Below are 17,341 nucleotides of genomic sequence, written 5' to 3'. Positions count from 1 at the left end.
GAGATAAGCTCTAACAACCTTTCGATAGGTAGTTTGCATAGTGGCCTTCGTAGCTTCTATGAATCATTTATAAAAAAGAACACCATTGACTTTAAAATGGTGTTCTTTCCTTCGCCGAACGAACGATTTGGAGTATGAGTAGCTAGAATTATTACTACCTTCGCTTGATGATACGTATAGAAGAATCATACTCATTCTTTCTGTATAGGTCTTCATCTATTATGTTTAAAAAGATCTCTTAATGATATATGATAAGATTGTGACAAATAATCATATATTACCAATAATGGTGTTTTATATAGAGGATTCTCTTTAAGTATGTTAGAGAACATATAAAGTCAACGAGGTTAACTAGATAGGGGGTAAGACATTGGCATTTCTCAATAATGAAGAAACCATTTCCATTTTAAATACAATTGGTGAAAATATTTTTATTACTGATACCAACTATAATATTGTATGGATTAATGATTATGCTGAAGGTCTCATTAAAAAAATTGGGGAGTTTATTAATATTTATTCAAAAGATGAGTTAATCGGGAAGAATATAAGCTCCTTTCATCCTGAAAACGGTAAAAAACAAATGAAAATATTAAAAGAAGGTCCTTTTCCTTATGAATCTACAATAAATCTTTTTAATCGCTTTACAGCTAACTTAGTCATTAACCGATTAATTATTGCTGGAGAGTTAAAGGGATATATTTTGACATGGAAGGATGTGACGGAATACGAGCAAAAGGTAACAGATACGTTGCTTGCTTTAGATGAATCTACTATGGTTGTGTTTACGGATACCTCAGGCAGGATGACATTTGCTAATAATAAATTTTGCGAGATTACGAAGTATAGAAAGAAAGAACTGATTGGTCGAAATATTCGTATGTTAAATTCCAATTATCACTCTGAGAATTTTTTTAAAGAATTATGGCAGACCATTACAAAAGGTGAAAAATGGAGTGGTGTCATTCGTAATAAAGCGAAGGACGGAAGCTTTTACTGGGTACAAACGACAATTGTTCCTTTCTTAAATCAAAAGGGTGAAGCTTATCAATTTGCGTCGATTAGAACGGAGGTTTCTCACCATAAGAAGACCGAAGAGAAACTTAAAAAGACGCTTGATGAATTATCTCACATCAAATATGCATTAGATAAATCCTCGTTTCTTGCTATATTAGATCGTCATTTTCGTTATTCTTTTGTCAATGATGCTTTTTGTGAATTAACGAAATTTAGACGTGAGGAATTAATCGGAAAGAATCATGATATCCTCGACTCGGATTATCACTCCCCCGATTTTTACCCGAAAATATTTGAAAAAATTGAACGAGGCATGGTTTGGAGAGGGGAAATTAAAAAAAGAGCAAAGGATGGTTCAACCTTTTGGGTTGATACAACGATCGTTCCTTATTTTAAAGAAGATAAGCTTCAACCATATCAATATGTAACGATTCAACAAGATATAACCTCCCGCAAAGAAGCAGAGGAGGTATTACAAAGAAGTGAAAAATTAGCTGCAATCGGTGAACTTGCTGCTGGTGTAGCACATGAAATCAGGAATCCTTTAACAACGATTAAAGGGTTTTCACAAATCGGATTTGAAAATCAAGTGTATAAAAATGTTGTCCTAGATGAGATTGAAAGAATAAATTTTATTGTAAATGAATTAATGGTATTAGCAAAGCCACATGCAATCACCTTTTCTAAGAGAGATATTATTTCAATTATCAAATATATTATTTCCATGCTCTCATCTGAGTCTAACTTAAAAAACGTTCAATTTATATTTCAACCAGAAGTTGAAGAAATAATTGTTAAATGTGAAGAAAATCAATTGAAGCAAGTATTTTTAAATTTATTTAAAAATGGAATGGAAGCAATGCCGAATGGTGGTAAAATTCATGTGAACATTCATAAAGAAAAGAATGACGTACACATTACAGTCCGTGACGAGGGAATTGGTATTCCTCCAGATAAAATCAAAAAATTAGGTGAACCTTTTTTTACGATGAAGAAAGAAGGAAACGGACTAGGGTTAATGGTGAGCTACAAAATCATCGAAAATCATCGCGGTACAATAAAAGTGGAAAGTCAGCTAAATCATGGAACAACGTTTACGGTTATACTTGCAATTGAAGCTTCGCATTAAGTTCTATTATTTGCAAAATTGAATTGTGGTTGCTGTCAATAATAAAAAGACGAGTATAGTACTTGTCTTTTTCTAATTTCTAATACATTGTAATCGATTGAAACATTTTGTAGTGATAAGAAGTTAAAAAGAGCTGCATTTCTTGTGATTATTATTTGTTTTTATATTTTATGCCGTTTTTTATCATAAACGTTTATAATATAACGAGGAGATATTATGACCAAGTCATAAATTTATAAGTTAGGGTGGTTACATGAAATGTGTAGGTATCATTGGTGTAGGTACTTATATTCCAGATGAAATAATGACAAATGATGATTTAGCAAAAAATATAGATACAAGTGATGAATGGATTCGGACAAGAACGGGCATAGAAGAACGTAGAATTGCAAGTCGTGATATGGATACGTCTAATATGGCAATTATCGCGGCGGAAAATGCTTTATTAGATGCTTCCATACATGCTCGTGATATTGATTTAATTTTAGTTGCTACCGCAACACCCGATTATCCCTTTCCATCTGTAGCCTGTTTGGTCCAAGAAGCTCTTGGTATTAGTCATATACCCGCTATGGATGTGAGTGCTGCTTGTTCGGGATTTGTTTATGCGTTAGTCACTGGTAAACAATTTATTGAAACGGGTACATATAAAAATGTATTAATTATTGGTAGTGAAAAATTTTCAAAGATAATAGATTGGGCAGATCGAAATACAAGTGTTTTGTTTGGAGACGGTGCTGGTGCTGTTGTACTTAGTGAAGTACAAGAAGGAAGAGGTTTTTTATCCTTTGAATTAGGTGCTGACGGTGCTGGAGCAAATCATTTACTAGTTGATCCTAAAACGAATACCGTTTCCATGAGCGGTAGAGAAGTGTTTAAATTTGCTGTTCGTCAAATGCCTGAATCTAGTTTAAGTGTTGTCGAAAAAGCTGGCCTTAAGAAAGAGGATGTTGATTTTCTTGTTCCACATCAAGCGAACCTTCGTATTATTGATGCTGCTAGAGAGAGACTCGGTCTGGATAAAGAGAAAGTATCAACAACAGTCAAAATCCATGGTAATACGTCAGCTGCTTCGATTCCATTAGCATTGTTTACAGAGTTAGAAGAAGGAAAGATACAGGACGATGATGTGATCGTTATGGTCGGATTTGGAGGAGGATTAACATGGGGTGCTGTTTGTTTAAGATGGGGCAAATAATTTGAATGAAGAGAGGAAAATTGATATGAAAAAAAGAGTAGTCATTACAGGGATAGGGGCCGTTACACCTTTAGGGAATGATGCGATGACGACGTGGGAGAAAATTAAAGATGGTGTGTCTGGTATTGCTCCGATCACAAGAATCGATTCTGAGAAATTTAACGTGAAAGTAGCCGGAGAAGTAAAGGGGTTTATACCTGAAGATTTCATAGACAGTAAGGAAGCAAGAAGGATGGCGAGGTTTACACAATTCGCTATTGCTGCAAGTAAAATGGCTGTGAAGGATGCAGAACTTCAAATTGGAAAAGATGTCGAGCCAGAGCGTATCGGTGTCTGGATTGGATCAGGTATTGGTGGGTTAGATGCATTTGAAGAACAACATAAGCGATTTTTAGATAAAGGGCCAAAGCGCGTTAGTCCATTTATCATTCCGATGCTCATTCCTGATATGGCTGCAGGGCGTGTTTCCATCGAACTTGGCGCGAAAGGAATCAATAATTGCTCTGTTACGGCATGTGCTTCTGGTGCCAATTCAATTGGAGATGCCTTCCGTGTGATTCAAAATGGTGATCAGGACATGATGATTACAGGAGGAACAGAAGCTGCGATTACGGACATGACGATAGCAGGTTTTCAAAATATGACAGCTCTCTCAACAAATCCAGATCCTGCTACAGCGAGTCGTCCATTTGATCAAAATCGAGATGGATTTGTCATTGCAGAAGGTGCAGGAATTATCATTTTAGAAGAGTTAGAGCATGCACGAGCTCGTGGTGCAAATATTTACGGAGAACTTGTTGGATACGGTGCGACAGGGGATGCGCATCATATTACTACACCAGCGCCTGACGGAGAAGGTGCAGGACGTGCAATGACATTAGCATTAAATGATGCTGGTATCTCGCCAGATCAAGTTGATTATATTAATGCCCACGGCACAAGTACATATTATAACGATTTATATGAAACGAAAGCGATAAAAGAAGTATTTGGAATACACGCTACTGCGTTATCAGTAAGTTCTACGAAATCAATGACAGGACATCTCCTCGGAGCAGCTGGAGCGATTGAGGCTATTTTTTCTCTCTTATCTATAAAAAATGGCATCATACCACCAACAATGAATTATGAAACGCCTGACCCAGCACTTAATTTAGATTACGTACCAAATGTTGCAAGGGAATTGGACGTTACTATTGTTTTATCTAATTCTTTAGGGTTTGGTGGTCACAATGTTTCGTTAGTGTTTAAAAAAGCAGAATAAACGTTTTGTTTAGTTCGTAAAAATAAAAAACTCTCGCAATGAGAGTTTTTTTATTTTGGAAAATTAGTTTTAACTTTTTTAAAAAAGGGAAGTTGTTAACGTAATCTTATTGTCGTATTTTTTTGGGGGGATATTATGGAAGATAAAAAGCCATCAAGGCAAAAACAAAAAAAGGAAAAGAAAAAAGGAAAAAGAAAAGGTCTGTTTTTTAAAACAATCCTTGTGTTTTCTATTTTAATACTTGTTGCTTTATCCATTGGAGGGTTTCAAATTTACGGTGTAATGCAGGAGGCCCCTGAAATGAATGAGGAGACATTTAATTTTTCGAACTCATCGACTGTTTATGATCAAAACAATCAAGAAATTTTTGACCTTAATGGGGGAGAACATCGAAAATCGATTGAAATTGAGGAAGTACCTTCAATTGTTCGAAATGCATTTATAGCAATTGAAGACATTCGCTTCGAATCCCATAATGGGGTTGATTTAAGGAGAATTGGAGGAGCAGCGGTATCCAATATAACGGACGGCTTTGGTTCTGAAGGTGGCAGTACCATTACTCAACAAGTCGTAAAAAATGCTATATTAACTTCAGAAAAAACGATTGAGCGCAAAATTCAAGAGGTTTATCTTGCACTTAAACTTGAGCAACAGTATACAAAAGATGAAATTCTTGAGCTTTATTTAAATAAAATTTATTTCGGTAATGGAGCTTATGGTATCGTCACTGCTGCCGATAACTATTTTGGAAAAGAGGTAAAAGAGTTAACAATTGCAGAAGCTGCTTTACTTGCTGGACTTCCGCAAAGGCCTAGTGGGTATAATCCATACGAAAATCCTGAACTCGCAGAGAATCGAAGAAATATCGTTCTTTCTCTTATGTATGAACATGGATTTATTACGGAGGAAGAGTACAACAATGCCTTATCTGTTACAGTTAAAGACATGGTAACCGAAAAAGGAGCCGATCATTCCATTTCTGCTGCTTTTATGGATCAAGTTTTTAAAGAATTAGAAGAGATTAATGAAATAACGCCTTCGATGATCTATAACGGAGGATTAAAAATTTATACAACGCTTGATCCCAACGCACAGCAACACGTTGAAAAGGTTCTAAATACGAATGAATACATCACATACCCAGATGACGAGTTTCAAGCAGGAATAACCTTGATTGATACGAAATCGGGAGAAATTAAAGCAATTGGTGGAGGTAGAAATCAGAATGCTGGTGAAAACCGAACAAATTATGCAACAAATATTCAGCGTTCACCAGGCTCAACAATCAAACCAATTTTAAGCTATGGCCCAGCAATTGAGTATTTAAAATGGTCAACTTTTCAACAAATTAAAGATGAGGAAATGACGTATAAAGGAACCGACCAAGTTATTAGCAATTTTAATAATCAATATCACGGTATGATGTCCATTCGCGAAGCTTTGAAAAACTCATGGAATATTCCAGCGGTCAAAACGTTTAATGAAGTTGGTTATGAGCGTGCTGCACAATTTGCTTCCAATTTAGGTATATCATTTAATGACGCAATTTATGAGTCTTATGCACTTGGCTCTTTTCATGAAGGAATTTCTCCACTTGAATTAGCTGGTGCTTATTCTGCCTTTGGTAATGGTGGGATCTTTCACGAGCCCCATACTGTTCGAAAAGTTGTCTTTCCTGATGGAACAGAGATTAATTTGAAACCTGATCCCATTCGAGCAATGAATGATTATACTGCTTATATGATTACAGATATGCTTCAAACGGTTGTAAATGAAGGGACGGGCAGGTATGCTCAGCTTGATCAAATAGAAGTTGCTGGGAAAACAGGGACAACGAACTTTCCAAAAGAAATAAAAGATCAATTGAATATAACGGAAGGGGTACCTGACGTATGGTTTGCTGGATACACCACAAAGTATACTGCTGCAGTGTGGACTGGCTATTCACAGTTAAGTGAAGATAACTATATTAAAACACGTGAAGATAGACAGATTGCCCAGCATATCTTTAGAGAAGTGATGCAGGAAATGTCGAAAGAAGGAGAAACTGCGGCATTCCAAAAGCCTGATTCTGTAGAGGAAATAACCATTGATACACGAACTGGCAAGATGGCGAGTAGCTGGACTGATAGCGACCATATCGTAACGGAATTGTTTGTATCAGGAACATCAATAGAGGACGCTTATAGCCTAGTAAAAGATGAATGGCAGAAGAAACAACAGAGGCCTAGTAGACAACAAAACCAGACCGATGATTCAGAAAGAGAGGATAAAGAAAGAGAGGCCTCATCAATAGTTGACGAAGAAAAGGTAAATGTAGAAAACAAAGAAAAACAAGAAAAAAAGGACGACGAGGATAATAAGGTAAACGAAAAAGATGATCAATTAGAAACGAATGAAGAAACAAAAGAAGAAACAAAAGAAGAAACAAAAGAAGAAACAAAAGAAGAAACAAAAGAAGAAAAGAAAGAAGAAAAAGAACCAAAAGAACCAAAAGAACCAAAGGAATCTAAGCCTGAAAAAGAGCAAGAAAGAACGAACGATCAACCAGCAGAATCATCAAACAACAAAGATGTTCCTAAAGAAGAAAAAAAGTCAGAAGAAAAAAATGAAACAGAGCAGCAAAAACAAGAGTATACTCAACAAGATAATGGCATAAATGGACAACAATTATCTCGTGAGGAAGAGAGCGATGTTGAGGAAGAAGTAGATTGAAGATCAATAGAGCCCTTGTTCAATTTAAGGGCTCTTATTTTTTAGTAAAGACTAAAAAACTACAAAAAAATGAAAATGTTCAATATATGTAGAAAAAATAAGAAAAAGAGAGAAAACATCGGAAAAACACTCTAAAATTAAGTATTTTGAATATTTACAATAAATAAATAATAATTTAATATAAAGACAAGCAACAAAAACAAATAAATAAGAAAGGAGATAGGATTTGGAGTACAAGATTCTAAAAAAGGAAACATAGCTATACTAAGTGAAGGGACTGATTCCAATGACTTAGGTGAGCGAAGTGTACTATGAAACATTTGTACACGGGGACTAAAAATAAAAATAAATACTTGAATTATAAGTTAAGCTTTAAAAAGTAACACTTTAGAAGGTAAGCTTTAAAAGTTAGGCTTTATAAGGGAAGTATTAGAAGGGATTTAATAGTAAATGCTTGAAGAATTAATAAGATAGCGACCTTTTTATCCATTAATCCAGGATATGAGGTCGCTTTTAGTTTGTTTTTACATTTTTGTCAAGGTTTTATATGAACCCTTCTAAACGATGGGGGTTATACGTATCTATGGAATGCGCCATAATCGCTCCAGCATACGGAAAATGCTTTCTTAATTCCCTGCATGCATTGACGCGATAATCATTAAGATGAGTTATTTGATGACTATACTTAACAAGAACTTCAGCCATGACAGAAAGAGACGTAAACTGTTCATTATGACGTTTATCAAATCCTGTAGATAAAATATATACAGCTGTAACTTTTACGTTAGTACGTTGATAATTTTCAATATTGTATATTCGTTTTTGAAGTTCTTCTTTTGGTGCGTTTGGTTTTGAGTATAAGTAGATACTTGCTTCACAAAAAGCTTTTCCTCTGTACATAGAATGACCTCCTTACTTGGCAACAGACTCATTTTAGCAGATTCAAATTGTATCTTTCAATCGAAAAAAATTCTAGCTGACAGGACAGTTAGGAATCGAACTTAAAAGAGACGAGCCCCTTCTTAAAATTAGAAGGAAGAGGCTTAAAAGAAAGTCATAGTATTAAGTTGAATTTACTCTTATATTCTGTTACAATGAAGAAGAATTATTTTTGTTCGGTGTAAAGGATAGATTAAGAATTTGATTTTTCGTCTTGATGATCACTTTAGGCAAGGATAGTAATATATTGTGTGTTTAGCGCACTAGGAGGCAATTTATATGGAACAAGGTACAGTAAAATGGTTTAACGCAGAAAAAGGTTTTGGTTTTATCGAACGTGAAAGTGGAGACGACGTATTCGTTCATTTCTCTGCTATTCAATCTGAAGGTTTCAAATCATTAGATGAAGGTCAAAAAGTTACGTTTGACGTTGAGCAAGGTGCTCGTGGACCTCAAGCTGCAAACGTTGAAAAAGCATAAAATAGTTTTTTAAAAACAGGTCCTTTTAAAAGGGTCTGTTTTTTTTTGATTGCTTTGAAAAATAAGCTTTAAAGGATTAATTTAAGAGTATAAGAACAATGAGAGAGGAGTCTATTTCTCTTACAAATGGAAGTTAAATAATAAGGCGGACAGCATAGAAATGAAAGATCTAAATCAGATTTATTGAAAAAAAGAGGCAGTATATTGCGCATTTGAGTCGGAGTATTGATCAGGACAATCGGAGTTATAGATTGATTTGTCTAAACAGGGTTGTTGATTTTCAACAAATCAGTTGCTTGCACTTCAGATATCCCTCTGATTAACCTTAATTCGCCAACTAGAATTTTTCGGGCAGTATTCAACAACTGTTTATCGCTAGAATTAAGATTTTTTTCATTTTCGATCCTCATCAAATCACGTACGACTTCAGCACCTTCTTTTAATTTACCAGACTTAATTTTTTCGGAGTTTATTTTGTATCTATGTTTCCAAGATAAAGACTTATCGGTTTCTCCGTTATGGAAAATGTCCAATACAACTTCCATGGAGAGCTTATCGGCAACAGCACGTATATGTGAATTTGTTATATTATTAATTGGGATAAGTACTTGCATATTATTAGTAATTATTTTAATTACATAATAATTCTGAACTTCACCCTGAATTTCTTTTTCTTCAATTCCTACAATTATACCTGCACCATGCATTGGATATATAATGTTATTGCCAATTTCAAACATATGCCCACCTCCATAAATATTACTTTAATAATATCATGAATATAGTTTTTTAACAAAATTTTAATAATATCATTTTTAGGAAATCTATGTCAATAGTTTTTTGATTTGCCCATTAGAAAATGGTGACGACTATTAAGACCATTGCTTTAAAAATCATAGAGTTAACACCTGTAGATAGAATTTACATACTTTAAATTTTAAAAATTATAAATTTTCAATTTAAATATGTTGGCATTTATATTATTATTTTATTGTGAGCGTTTTCTTAAGGTAATCTTATGAAAAATCGATCATCGTAACAGAATGCCATCAATTGATAATGTCAAAGGTTTGCTACCTTATTCCTTCCACAGGGTAGTGTCTCCTTAAAAGTATGTAAGGTTGTATCAAAATAATGCATGGCACGATACAGATCTATATGTGAAATGTTAGTGCCGGTAAAAGGAGCTGGTTTCTTTTGATTTCTGCATTAACCCCTCTTGATTGGAAACGTAGGGCGGTCAAATATTATTCACAAAAGACAGCTATCATCGATGGAGAGAAAGAGTTTACGTACAAAGAATTTGGAGAACGCGCAGATCGGCTTTCGGTTGCTCTTCATGAAGCAGGTATCCGAAAAGGCGACCATGTTGCAGTGATGCTGCCCAACACACATTATATGTTGGAATGCTTTTATGGTATCTGTCAACTTGGAGCTGTAATGGTTCCTTTAAATTATCGTTTAGCAGCCAGAGATTTAGAGTACATCATCAATCATAGTGATTCGAAAATGTTAATTGTTGATGAAGAATTTAGCGGACCAATTGAGGAAATCGAGGGTAACCTTTCTTTAGAGCAAATTGTAACAGTTTCTGTAACAGAACAAGAGAGTTCTTTAAAAGGAGTGGATTATGAAACATTTCTTAAAGGTGCTTCGGATAAATCAATCCTACCAGAGCTCGAAATTGATGAGAATCAATTGTTAACCTTGAATTATACAAGTGGTACGACATCAAAACCAAAAGGAGTCATGCTAACCCACCGCGGAAATTATCTCAACGCAGCTAATTTTATGTATCATCTTGGTGTCAATCATGATGATGTTTATCTTCATACATTACCACTGTTTCATGCCAATGGCTGGGGCGGTGTTTGGTCTATTACTGCTGCTGGTGCCACTCATGTCTGCTTGAGAAAGGTCGATCCCCCTCTTATACTCGAATTGTTCGAAAGTAAAAGGATTACCTTATTGTGCGGGGCTCCGACAGTAGTTAATATGCTCGTCAATGATCCAAAAGCGAAGGAAATTGAAATCAAGACACGTCCACGGATGGCTACAGCTGGTGCGCCTCCAGCGGCAGCTCTCATTCATAAAGCACAAGAAATCCTTGGACTAAAAATGATCCATGTTTATGGGCTGACGGAAACCTCGCCTTTCATTCTTTATTGTGAATGGAAAAAAGAGTTTGAATTAAAAACAGCGGATGAACAAGCCACGATTAAGGCAAGACAAGGGATTGAACTTGCTTTTAATGGAGAAACAAAAGTCGTCCATCCAGATGGGAGAGAAGTTGCTTGGGATGGGAAGGAATTGGGAGAAATCATTACTCGTGGTAACGTTGTGATGGAGGGATATTATAAGGACCCAAAAACCACTGCAGCCGCTATCAAGGACGGATGGTTCTATACTGGGGATTTGGCTGTCACCCATCCAGACGGGTTCATTGAAATACAGGATCGGGCGAAAGATTTGATTATTTCTGGAGGAGAAAATATTTCTTCTACAGAGGTGGAAGGAATTTTGTATAAACATCCCGATGTGATGGAGGTTGCGGTTATTGCCATTCCTGATGAAAAATGGGGTGAGGTACCGAAGGCAATCATCGTGTTACAAGCTGGTGCAAATGTGACGGAAGCTCAGATTATTGACTTTTGCAGATCGAAAATGGCCCATTTTAAAGCACCTAAAGTGGTTGAGTTTGTCGAATCATTACCAAAAACAGCTACAGGTAAACTGCAAAAATTTCGCTTGAGAGAAATGCATTGGAACGGAACGAAGAAGGTGAATTAATCGTAATGAAATTAGCTGAACTACCTGTTTTCGATATTTATTCGGATGCGGGTAGTTTGTCATTTGATCGCATAGTGAACGGTTTTACGATAAGGGCGGTAAGTTGTATAGGCCTGAGTAGTATGGTGTTTTTTTAGTAGGGAAGTTATTAGACCTATTGTAATAAATGACAATAGCTCAAATACATTCTACAAGTACGCTATTGAACATAATGGACAGTACTTTCATAAAACCAATTTTCGTGATAAGTACGACCATAGTTAAATAAATACAATCAATATCCCTTCTACTTGAATAAAAATAATGAAGTAGACATTTTGTAAGGGAGTGAATGTATTGGCTTTGGAAAAACAATGGAGAGTGAATGACATTGTGAATGAATCAAAAATAAACGAAGATTTAAAGTTAAATTTAGAAAAACAAGTGGCTGCTGCAGTTTGGCTTCAAACGATAGGGAAAATTGCAGAGGCTATTATTTTATTAAAGTTGTTTTTGTTAGGTGATGATTCAGATGGTGAGAAAAAGATACTGACGGGAGTCTGGGTTCAAGCAGTTGGGCAACTTTCTCAGGCAATAGGAGTAGAGAAGCAAATTACAGCAACTACTAAAGAAATTGTAATTGAAGGACAAAAAATCGCCATAACTGGGGATTGGTATCAGACAATCGGTGCTGCTTTACAAGCCATTGGAGGAGAACAAGTGTTGGTAGAAGAGCAACAAGAAGAAATTGTTGAATTCGTTCCTTAAACTAAAAAGAGAGTGCTGAATACATTTGGCGGGATTGTAGGAGAAGTATTTCTCGAATTAGAATAGAGTGGTATCGCTTTCGCTGATCTTGATCTAATACCTAGGCAAGCTTACTACAAAAGAAGTGGAACATTGTGGCAATAGTTTTGACGAAATAGTTATTTGCTAATAGAAGGCTTTCAAAAGAGGGGTATGAATCTTTTTTTGAAAGTCTTTTTTGCGTGAACAAAATGAACAAAAGTTTCAAAAAGGTTTTAATAGACAATAGTTTGAAAACGTTTTCAAAACAAGTGAGCGCAAGTAAAATTAGTTAAAACTTAAAAGGAGGCGCTTTCATTGTCTGAAAGATTACTAGTTTTGATCATGATTGGACTTATTTTACTTGCAGGTTGTTCGTCACCTGTTCAAAGTGGTTCAGTGAATGAAAACGGAGAGTGGGAACCTGATCGTTCTATTGAAATCATCGCACCTTCTGCAGCTGGGGGCGGTTGGGATACAACTGCACGAATGCTAGCTCGTACGATTGATGAGGAAAACTTGGCAAACCATGGCTTTGGGGTCGTTAATAAACCAGGTGGAGGGGGAGCAGTAGGTTGGGCTTATATTCATAAACGCAATGACCCACATAATCTATTCATTAGCTCACCTCCGATTCATTTCATTGCACTTAATGGTCAGTCACCGTATGGCTACGAGGATTTCACCCCGATAGCAAACTTAATTGCAGATTATGGTGCATTTGCTGTACGTGCTGATGCGCGCTGGGATTCGCTTGATGAGTTATTTGCTGAAATGCGAGAAGAGCCAGAGAATGTGACGGTTGTTGGTCATTCATCACCAGGAAGTATGGATCACATGCAGTTCATTTTGTTTGCTAATGCTGCTGGTGTAGATATTACAAAGATTCGCTATATATCTGACCAGGAGGGAGGGGCAATGACTTCTGTACTAAATGGTAGTATTGATGTTGTCTCAACAGGGGTATCAGATGCAGCTGAACAAGCTCGTGCTGGAAAAATGAAAGTGCTAGGCATTACCGCGCCTGAGCGCTTGCAAGGTGATGAGTTTTTAGAAACATTACCGACAGGACGTGAGCAAGGGATTGATACTGAATTTATTGTGTGGCGTGGCATTTTTGGACCACCAGATATGACAGAAGAACAGCTGGCTTTCTATGAGAGCATTTTCAAGGCAACATCTGAATCAGAGGCATTTGCAGAAATTAGAAATATGTACGGTTGGGATGAACGGTTTATGAATAGCACAGAATTTAAAGCATTTTTAGATGAACAATCAATTGAGCTTGAAGGTGTATTAAAAGAATTAGGGTTTTTAAGAGATTAAGGGAGGTGTTTTGATGAGGCTGTCAGTTAATAAAAGTCTTTCTCTTGTATTAATGACTATAGCACTTGTGTATTTAATTATGGCATTTAGACTTCCTGAATATACGTTTGTTCCTGTTGATGCTGATTTAATTCCAAAGTTATTAGGGTTCGTTTTACTTATTCTTTCGATCTGTTTTTTCTTTAGTAAAGATGTGGATACAGAAGAACAAAAAAAGAAACGGGTGATAAAAAGAAAAGAAGCTGGGATGCTACTAGGAGTCATGACACTTATTCTCATTTATATTACCGTTCTTGAAGTGGTTGGGTTTGTCATCATGACAATAGCATTCATTATCGTTTGTTCAAGGTTTCTCGGTTACAAGAAGTGGGTTGTAAATATTTTGACAGCCTGCATTTTTTCGGTAGGAGCCTATAGTTTATTTAATTACGGGTTGGCCATTCGCTTACCTGCTGGAATTTTACCATTTTAAGATGGTTGGAAAGGAGTGTAGAAAGGTATGTTTGAAGGAATAGCACAAGGGTTTCAAGTGGCATTTAGTTGGGATGCTATATTATTTGTTTTTCTCGGTGTGCTAATAGGGACAATCATTGGGATGATCCCAGGGCTTGGACCAATTAGCGCGATTGCTATTATGATCCCAGTAACGTATGGGATGGATTCAACGATTGCGCTTGTAATGATGGCTGGTGTTTATTACGGCTCAATGTACGGCGGCTCGACTTCATCGATTTTATTAAACGCACCTGGTGTAGCAGGAACGGTTGCAGCTTCATTTGATGGATACCCAATGTCTCAACAAGGGAAGGCAGGAAAAGCGTTAGCGATTTCGGCAATTGCTTCATTTGTTGGCGGGACAGTCAGTGTTATTTTATTAATGATGTTTGCACCAATACTTGCGAGTGTTGCGATCATTTTTGGACCACCTGAGTATTTTGCATTAATGCTTCTTGGGTTAACAGCAATTGCTAGTTTATCAGAAGGATCAACCATTAAAGCGCTAATTTCAGCAGTACTTGGATTTATGATTGTAACAATAGGTATTGATTCCCAAACAGGGACAAGTCGATTTACGTTTGGTAGTGTAAATTTACTTGATGGAATTGACTTTTTAATTATTGCCCTTGGAGTATTTGCGATTGCGGAAGTTTGTTTCTTAATTTTAAATCGAAAAGAAAAAATGTCTGGTTTAGATAATATCGGTAGTTTGAAGTTAACAAAACAAGATTTTAATGAAATGAAAGGACCGATGACAAGGCAATCTTTCCTTGGATTCATACTCGGAGTTCTGCCAGGAGCAGGGGCAACCATATCTTCATTTGTTGCTTATATTTCAGAAAAGAAATTAGCAAAAAATCCAGAAGAGTTTGGAAAAGGCTCGATTAAAGGCTTAACAGGACCAGAAACAGCCAATAATGCCGCAACAAGTGGAGCCTTCGTACCGTTATTAAGTCTCGGTATTCCTGGATCGGGGACTACCGCTGTTATGCTTGGAGCATTCCTCGTACTTGGAGTTCAACCAGGACCATTATTAATGACCGAAAACCCAACTGTATTCTGGGGTATTATTGCGAGTATGTATATAGGAAATGTCTTTTTACTGATTTTAAATTTACCGTTAATCCCTTATTTTGTTAAAGTATTAAAAATACCACGTCCGCTATTGATCTCTTTAGTAATCATTTCGAGTTTAATAGGGGTATATGCGGTAAGCTTTAGTACGTTTGATCTTTACTTACTTGTTGTTTTTGGAATTTTGGGATACTTCATGAGAATCTTTGCGTTCCCAGCAGCCCCATTTATTCTTGCATTTATTTTAGGGGGAATGATGGAAAATGCGCTTCGTCAATCATTGACGATTTCAGGAGGATCGTGGAATATTTTCTTAACAAGCCCACTAGCGATGTCACTAATTTTGTTAACAGCATTAGCGGTCATTATTCCAGCTTGGAGGGATCGTGTTAAACGTAAAAAAGAGCAGCAACCACCAGTAAGCATGTAACACATATTTGAAAAGGTATTCCAAAAGTTGAAATCAGCTGCTGGAGTACCTTTTTTAGCTGAAGATTTTAGAAAGAGCATTGTTTATAGAGATACTGACGGTGTTTTTTCTTATACCAATCTATTATCTTAATGTTTGGATGTTCTCATTTCAGCTGCTGGGAAAGTGAAGTTGAAGTAATGGAATAATTATTCTTGATGCAGACTTTAAAGGAATTAAGAAAGCTAGAACATACTTTATGCGTCAGAACTTCCGCAATTTCCTTCAATATACTAAAATCTGTTGCTTGACTTATTAAAAATGTTTCGAGATTATTGTCGGACGCAAAAAAATTCAAGAGTTTGGTATTTGACCTAAAAGATTAGATTGCGTTGGCTTTTTTTAGTGGAATTTTGACAGAATGATGGTCTGTATGCCATTGATTTAAAGTTTTAAGGTGAGAAATACGAGTAATTTTATCAACTTGGTGCTGATAATTATTGTAGTGTAGTTCATTCGAAGTAAATGCTTCGACTCGTACACCATAAATTGACCCTTTAATTATAAAAAATTCCCCTATCTCTATCATGTCTAATGTCTCTCCACTCCAAGAATTTGATGTATCGAGACTATTATCCGCTAATTTTGAGGAATTTTTAACCGTCTATATTGGGAATTTTATCACCGTTGTTAACAAATGCCTTATGCAATATTAGTAGTTGTTCAAATTACAGATGTAATTACTAGATTAATGGCAAGCAGAAAAGAAGGAAAGCGTTGGAGAAGTGCTATTGGGATAGCAGGATTCAATAAAAAAGTTGGCTTATTGATTTTAATTGGACTTGTATACCTTATTGAAATTAATTTATTTGGAACTAACGTTGTCGGTGGTGTTGTTGTCACAGTGTACATAGGCATGGAGCTATTAAGCAATACAGAAAATCTAGACAGAATTGATGTCTATATTCATACGAAAATTAGAGATTTTATCGATGTATTAAAAGGGAAGGAGAATGATAATGAAAAAGATTAAGGTTTTTGTAGATCCTGGTCATGGCGGTACTGATCCAGGTGCTTTTGGTAATGGATTACGTGAAAAGGATTTAACATTACCAATCGCTTTAGCTTTAAAGAAATATTTAGAGCAATACGAGAATATTGAAGTGCGTTTAAGTCGTGAAGATGACCGTACATTGTCATTAAAACAACGTACAGACATGGCTAATGCTTGGGGTGCTGATTACTTTATTAGTGTGCATATTAATGCTGGTGGTGGTACTGGTATTGAAACATTGATTTTCAATGGTAATGTGAGCGCAGCTATACGAAATAATCAAAATGTGATACATAGTGAAATCATGAAAGCAGTAGGAAATGTGCGTGATCGTGGTAAAAAGACAGCTAACTTTCGTGTTGTACGTGAGTCTAAAATGCCAGCTATTTTACCTGAGTTTTTATTTATTGATAATACTAATGATGCACGTTTGTTAAAAGATCCTGCATTTTTGAATAAGTGTGCTAAAGGTATGGAGAATGGTCTTGTATCAATCTTTAATTTAAAGAAGAAAGCGCAACCTACTCCACCGCCTCCACAAACACAACTATGTAATTCTAATAAATTGTATTGTGTTCAAGTCGGAGCATTTGCTAATAAAGCTAATGCAGAACGACTAGCTACTGAATTAAAAAGTAACGGTTATTCAGTGTTTATTACTGAGTAACAACAAAAGCACTTAA

At 36.0% G+C, this 17,341-nt stretch carries 14 protein-coding genes; 12 read left to right on the top strand and 2 right to left on the bottom strand.

The annotated features are described in order from the left end of the window. Window positions 1-370: 370 nt before the first annotated feature. The 4 genes from IQ10_RS05135 (at window position 371) to IQ10_RS05120 (ending at window position 7,323) form a co-directional block, all read left to right on the top strand. A complete protein-coding gene (locus IQ10_RS05135; protein ID WP_144449398.1) occupies window positions 371-2,146 on the top strand; it encodes a PAS domain-containing sensor histidine kinase in 1,776 nt (591 codons plus the stop codon). A 253-nt stretch (window positions 2,147-2,399) separates the two neighbouring features. After that, a complete protein-coding gene (locus tag IQ10_RS05130; protein WP_144449397.1) occupies window positions 2,400-3,344 on the top strand; it encodes a beta-ketoacyl-ACP synthase III in 945 nt (314 codons plus the stop codon). A 25-nt stretch (window positions 3,345-3,369) separates the two neighbouring features. Beyond that, entirely contained in the window at window positions 3,370-4,608 is a 1,239-nt protein-coding gene (gene fabF, locus IQ10_RS05125) for a beta-ketoacyl-ACP synthase II (RefSeq protein ID WP_199757380.1), read from the top strand. Window positions 4,609-4,743: 135 nt separating this feature from the next. Further along, window positions 4,744-7,323, top strand: coding sequence for a transglycosylase domain-containing protein (locus IQ10_RS05120; protein WP_144449396.1), 2,580 nt, complete (start codon window positions 4,744-4,746; stop codon window positions 7,321-7,323). 543 nt (window positions 7,324-7,866) lie between these two features. Here IQ10_RS05120 and IQ10_RS05115 read toward each other — a convergent pair. Beyond that, window positions 7,867-8,223 (bottom strand): hypothetical protein, encoded by a 357-nt coding sequence (locus IQ10_RS05115; RefSeq protein ID WP_144449395.1) that lies wholly within the window; start codon window positions 8,221-8,223, stop codon window positions 7,867-7,869. 318 nt (window positions 8,224-8,541) lie between these two features. On the opposite strand from IQ10_RS05115, the gene IQ10_RS05110 reads away from it, so the two are divergent. Further along, window positions 8,542-8,742, top strand: a complete 201-nt coding sequence (locus IQ10_RS05110) for a cold-shock protein (RefSeq protein ID WP_144449394.1) — start codon at window positions 8,542-8,544, stop codon at window positions 8,740-8,742. A gap of 260 nt (window positions 8,743-9,002) precedes the next feature. On the opposite strand, the gene IQ10_RS05105 is transcribed toward IQ10_RS05110, so the two are convergent. Beyond that, window positions 9,003-9,482, bottom strand: coding sequence for a CarD family transcriptional regulator (locus tag IQ10_RS05105; RefSeq protein WP_144449393.1), 480 nt, complete (start codon window positions 9,480-9,482; stop codon window positions 9,003-9,005). Window positions 9,483-9,939: 457 nt separating this feature from the next. Between IQ10_RS05105 and IQ10_RS05100 the strand changes: the two genes are divergently transcribed. The 7 genes from IQ10_RS05100 (at window position 9,940) to IQ10_RS05070 (ending at window position 17,325) form a co-directional block, all read left to right on the top strand. After that, on the top strand, window positions 9,940-11,532 hold the full coding sequence (locus tag IQ10_RS05100) for a long-chain-fatty-acid--CoA ligase (RefSeq protein ID WP_144449392.1): 1,593 nt from the start codon (window positions 9,940-9,942) through the stop codon (window positions 11,530-11,532). A 336-nt stretch (window positions 11,533-11,868) separates the two neighbouring features. Then, window positions 11,869-12,279, top strand: coding sequence for a hypothetical protein (locus IQ10_RS05095; RefSeq protein WP_144449391.1), 411 nt, complete (start codon window positions 11,869-11,871; stop codon window positions 12,277-12,279). 363 nt (window positions 12,280-12,642) lie between these two features. Then, entirely contained in the window at window positions 12,643-13,623 is a 981-nt protein-coding gene (locus IQ10_RS05090) for a tripartite tricarboxylate transporter substrate binding protein (RefSeq protein WP_144449444.1), read from the top strand. 13 nt (window positions 13,624-13,636) lie between these two features. Next, window positions 13,637-14,095 (top strand): tripartite tricarboxylate transporter TctB family protein, encoded by a 459-nt coding sequence (locus tag IQ10_RS05085; RefSeq protein WP_144449390.1) that lies wholly within the window; start codon window positions 13,637-13,639, stop codon window positions 14,093-14,095. A gap of 27 nt (window positions 14,096-14,122) precedes the next feature. After that, window positions 14,123-15,625, top strand: a complete 1,503-nt coding sequence (locus IQ10_RS05080) for a tripartite tricarboxylate transporter permease (RefSeq protein ID WP_144449389.1) — start codon at window positions 14,123-14,125, stop codon at window positions 15,623-15,625. A gap of 676 nt (window positions 15,626-16,301) precedes the next feature. Next, on the top strand, window positions 16,302-16,637 hold the full coding sequence (locus tag IQ10_RS05075) for a phage holin family protein (protein WP_144449388.1): 336 nt from the start codon (window positions 16,302-16,304) through the stop codon (window positions 16,635-16,637). Beyond that, window positions 16,624-17,325, top strand: coding sequence for an N-acetylmuramoyl-L-alanine amidase (locus IQ10_RS05070; RefSeq protein ID WP_242009747.1), 702 nt, complete (start codon window positions 16,624-16,626; stop codon window positions 17,323-17,325). Before IQ10_RS05075 ends, IQ10_RS05070 begins: the two co-directional genes overlap by 14 nt. The last annotated feature ends 16 nt before the right edge of the window (window positions 17,326-17,341 follow it).

It is taken from the genome of Halalkalibacter nanhaiisediminis, assembly GCF_007830185.1.
GTDB lineage: Bacteria > Bacillota > Bacilli > Bacillales > Bacillaceae_D > Halalkalibacter > Halalkalibacter nanhaiisediminis.
This window is presented reverse-complemented; position numbering and strand designations above follow the sequence as displayed.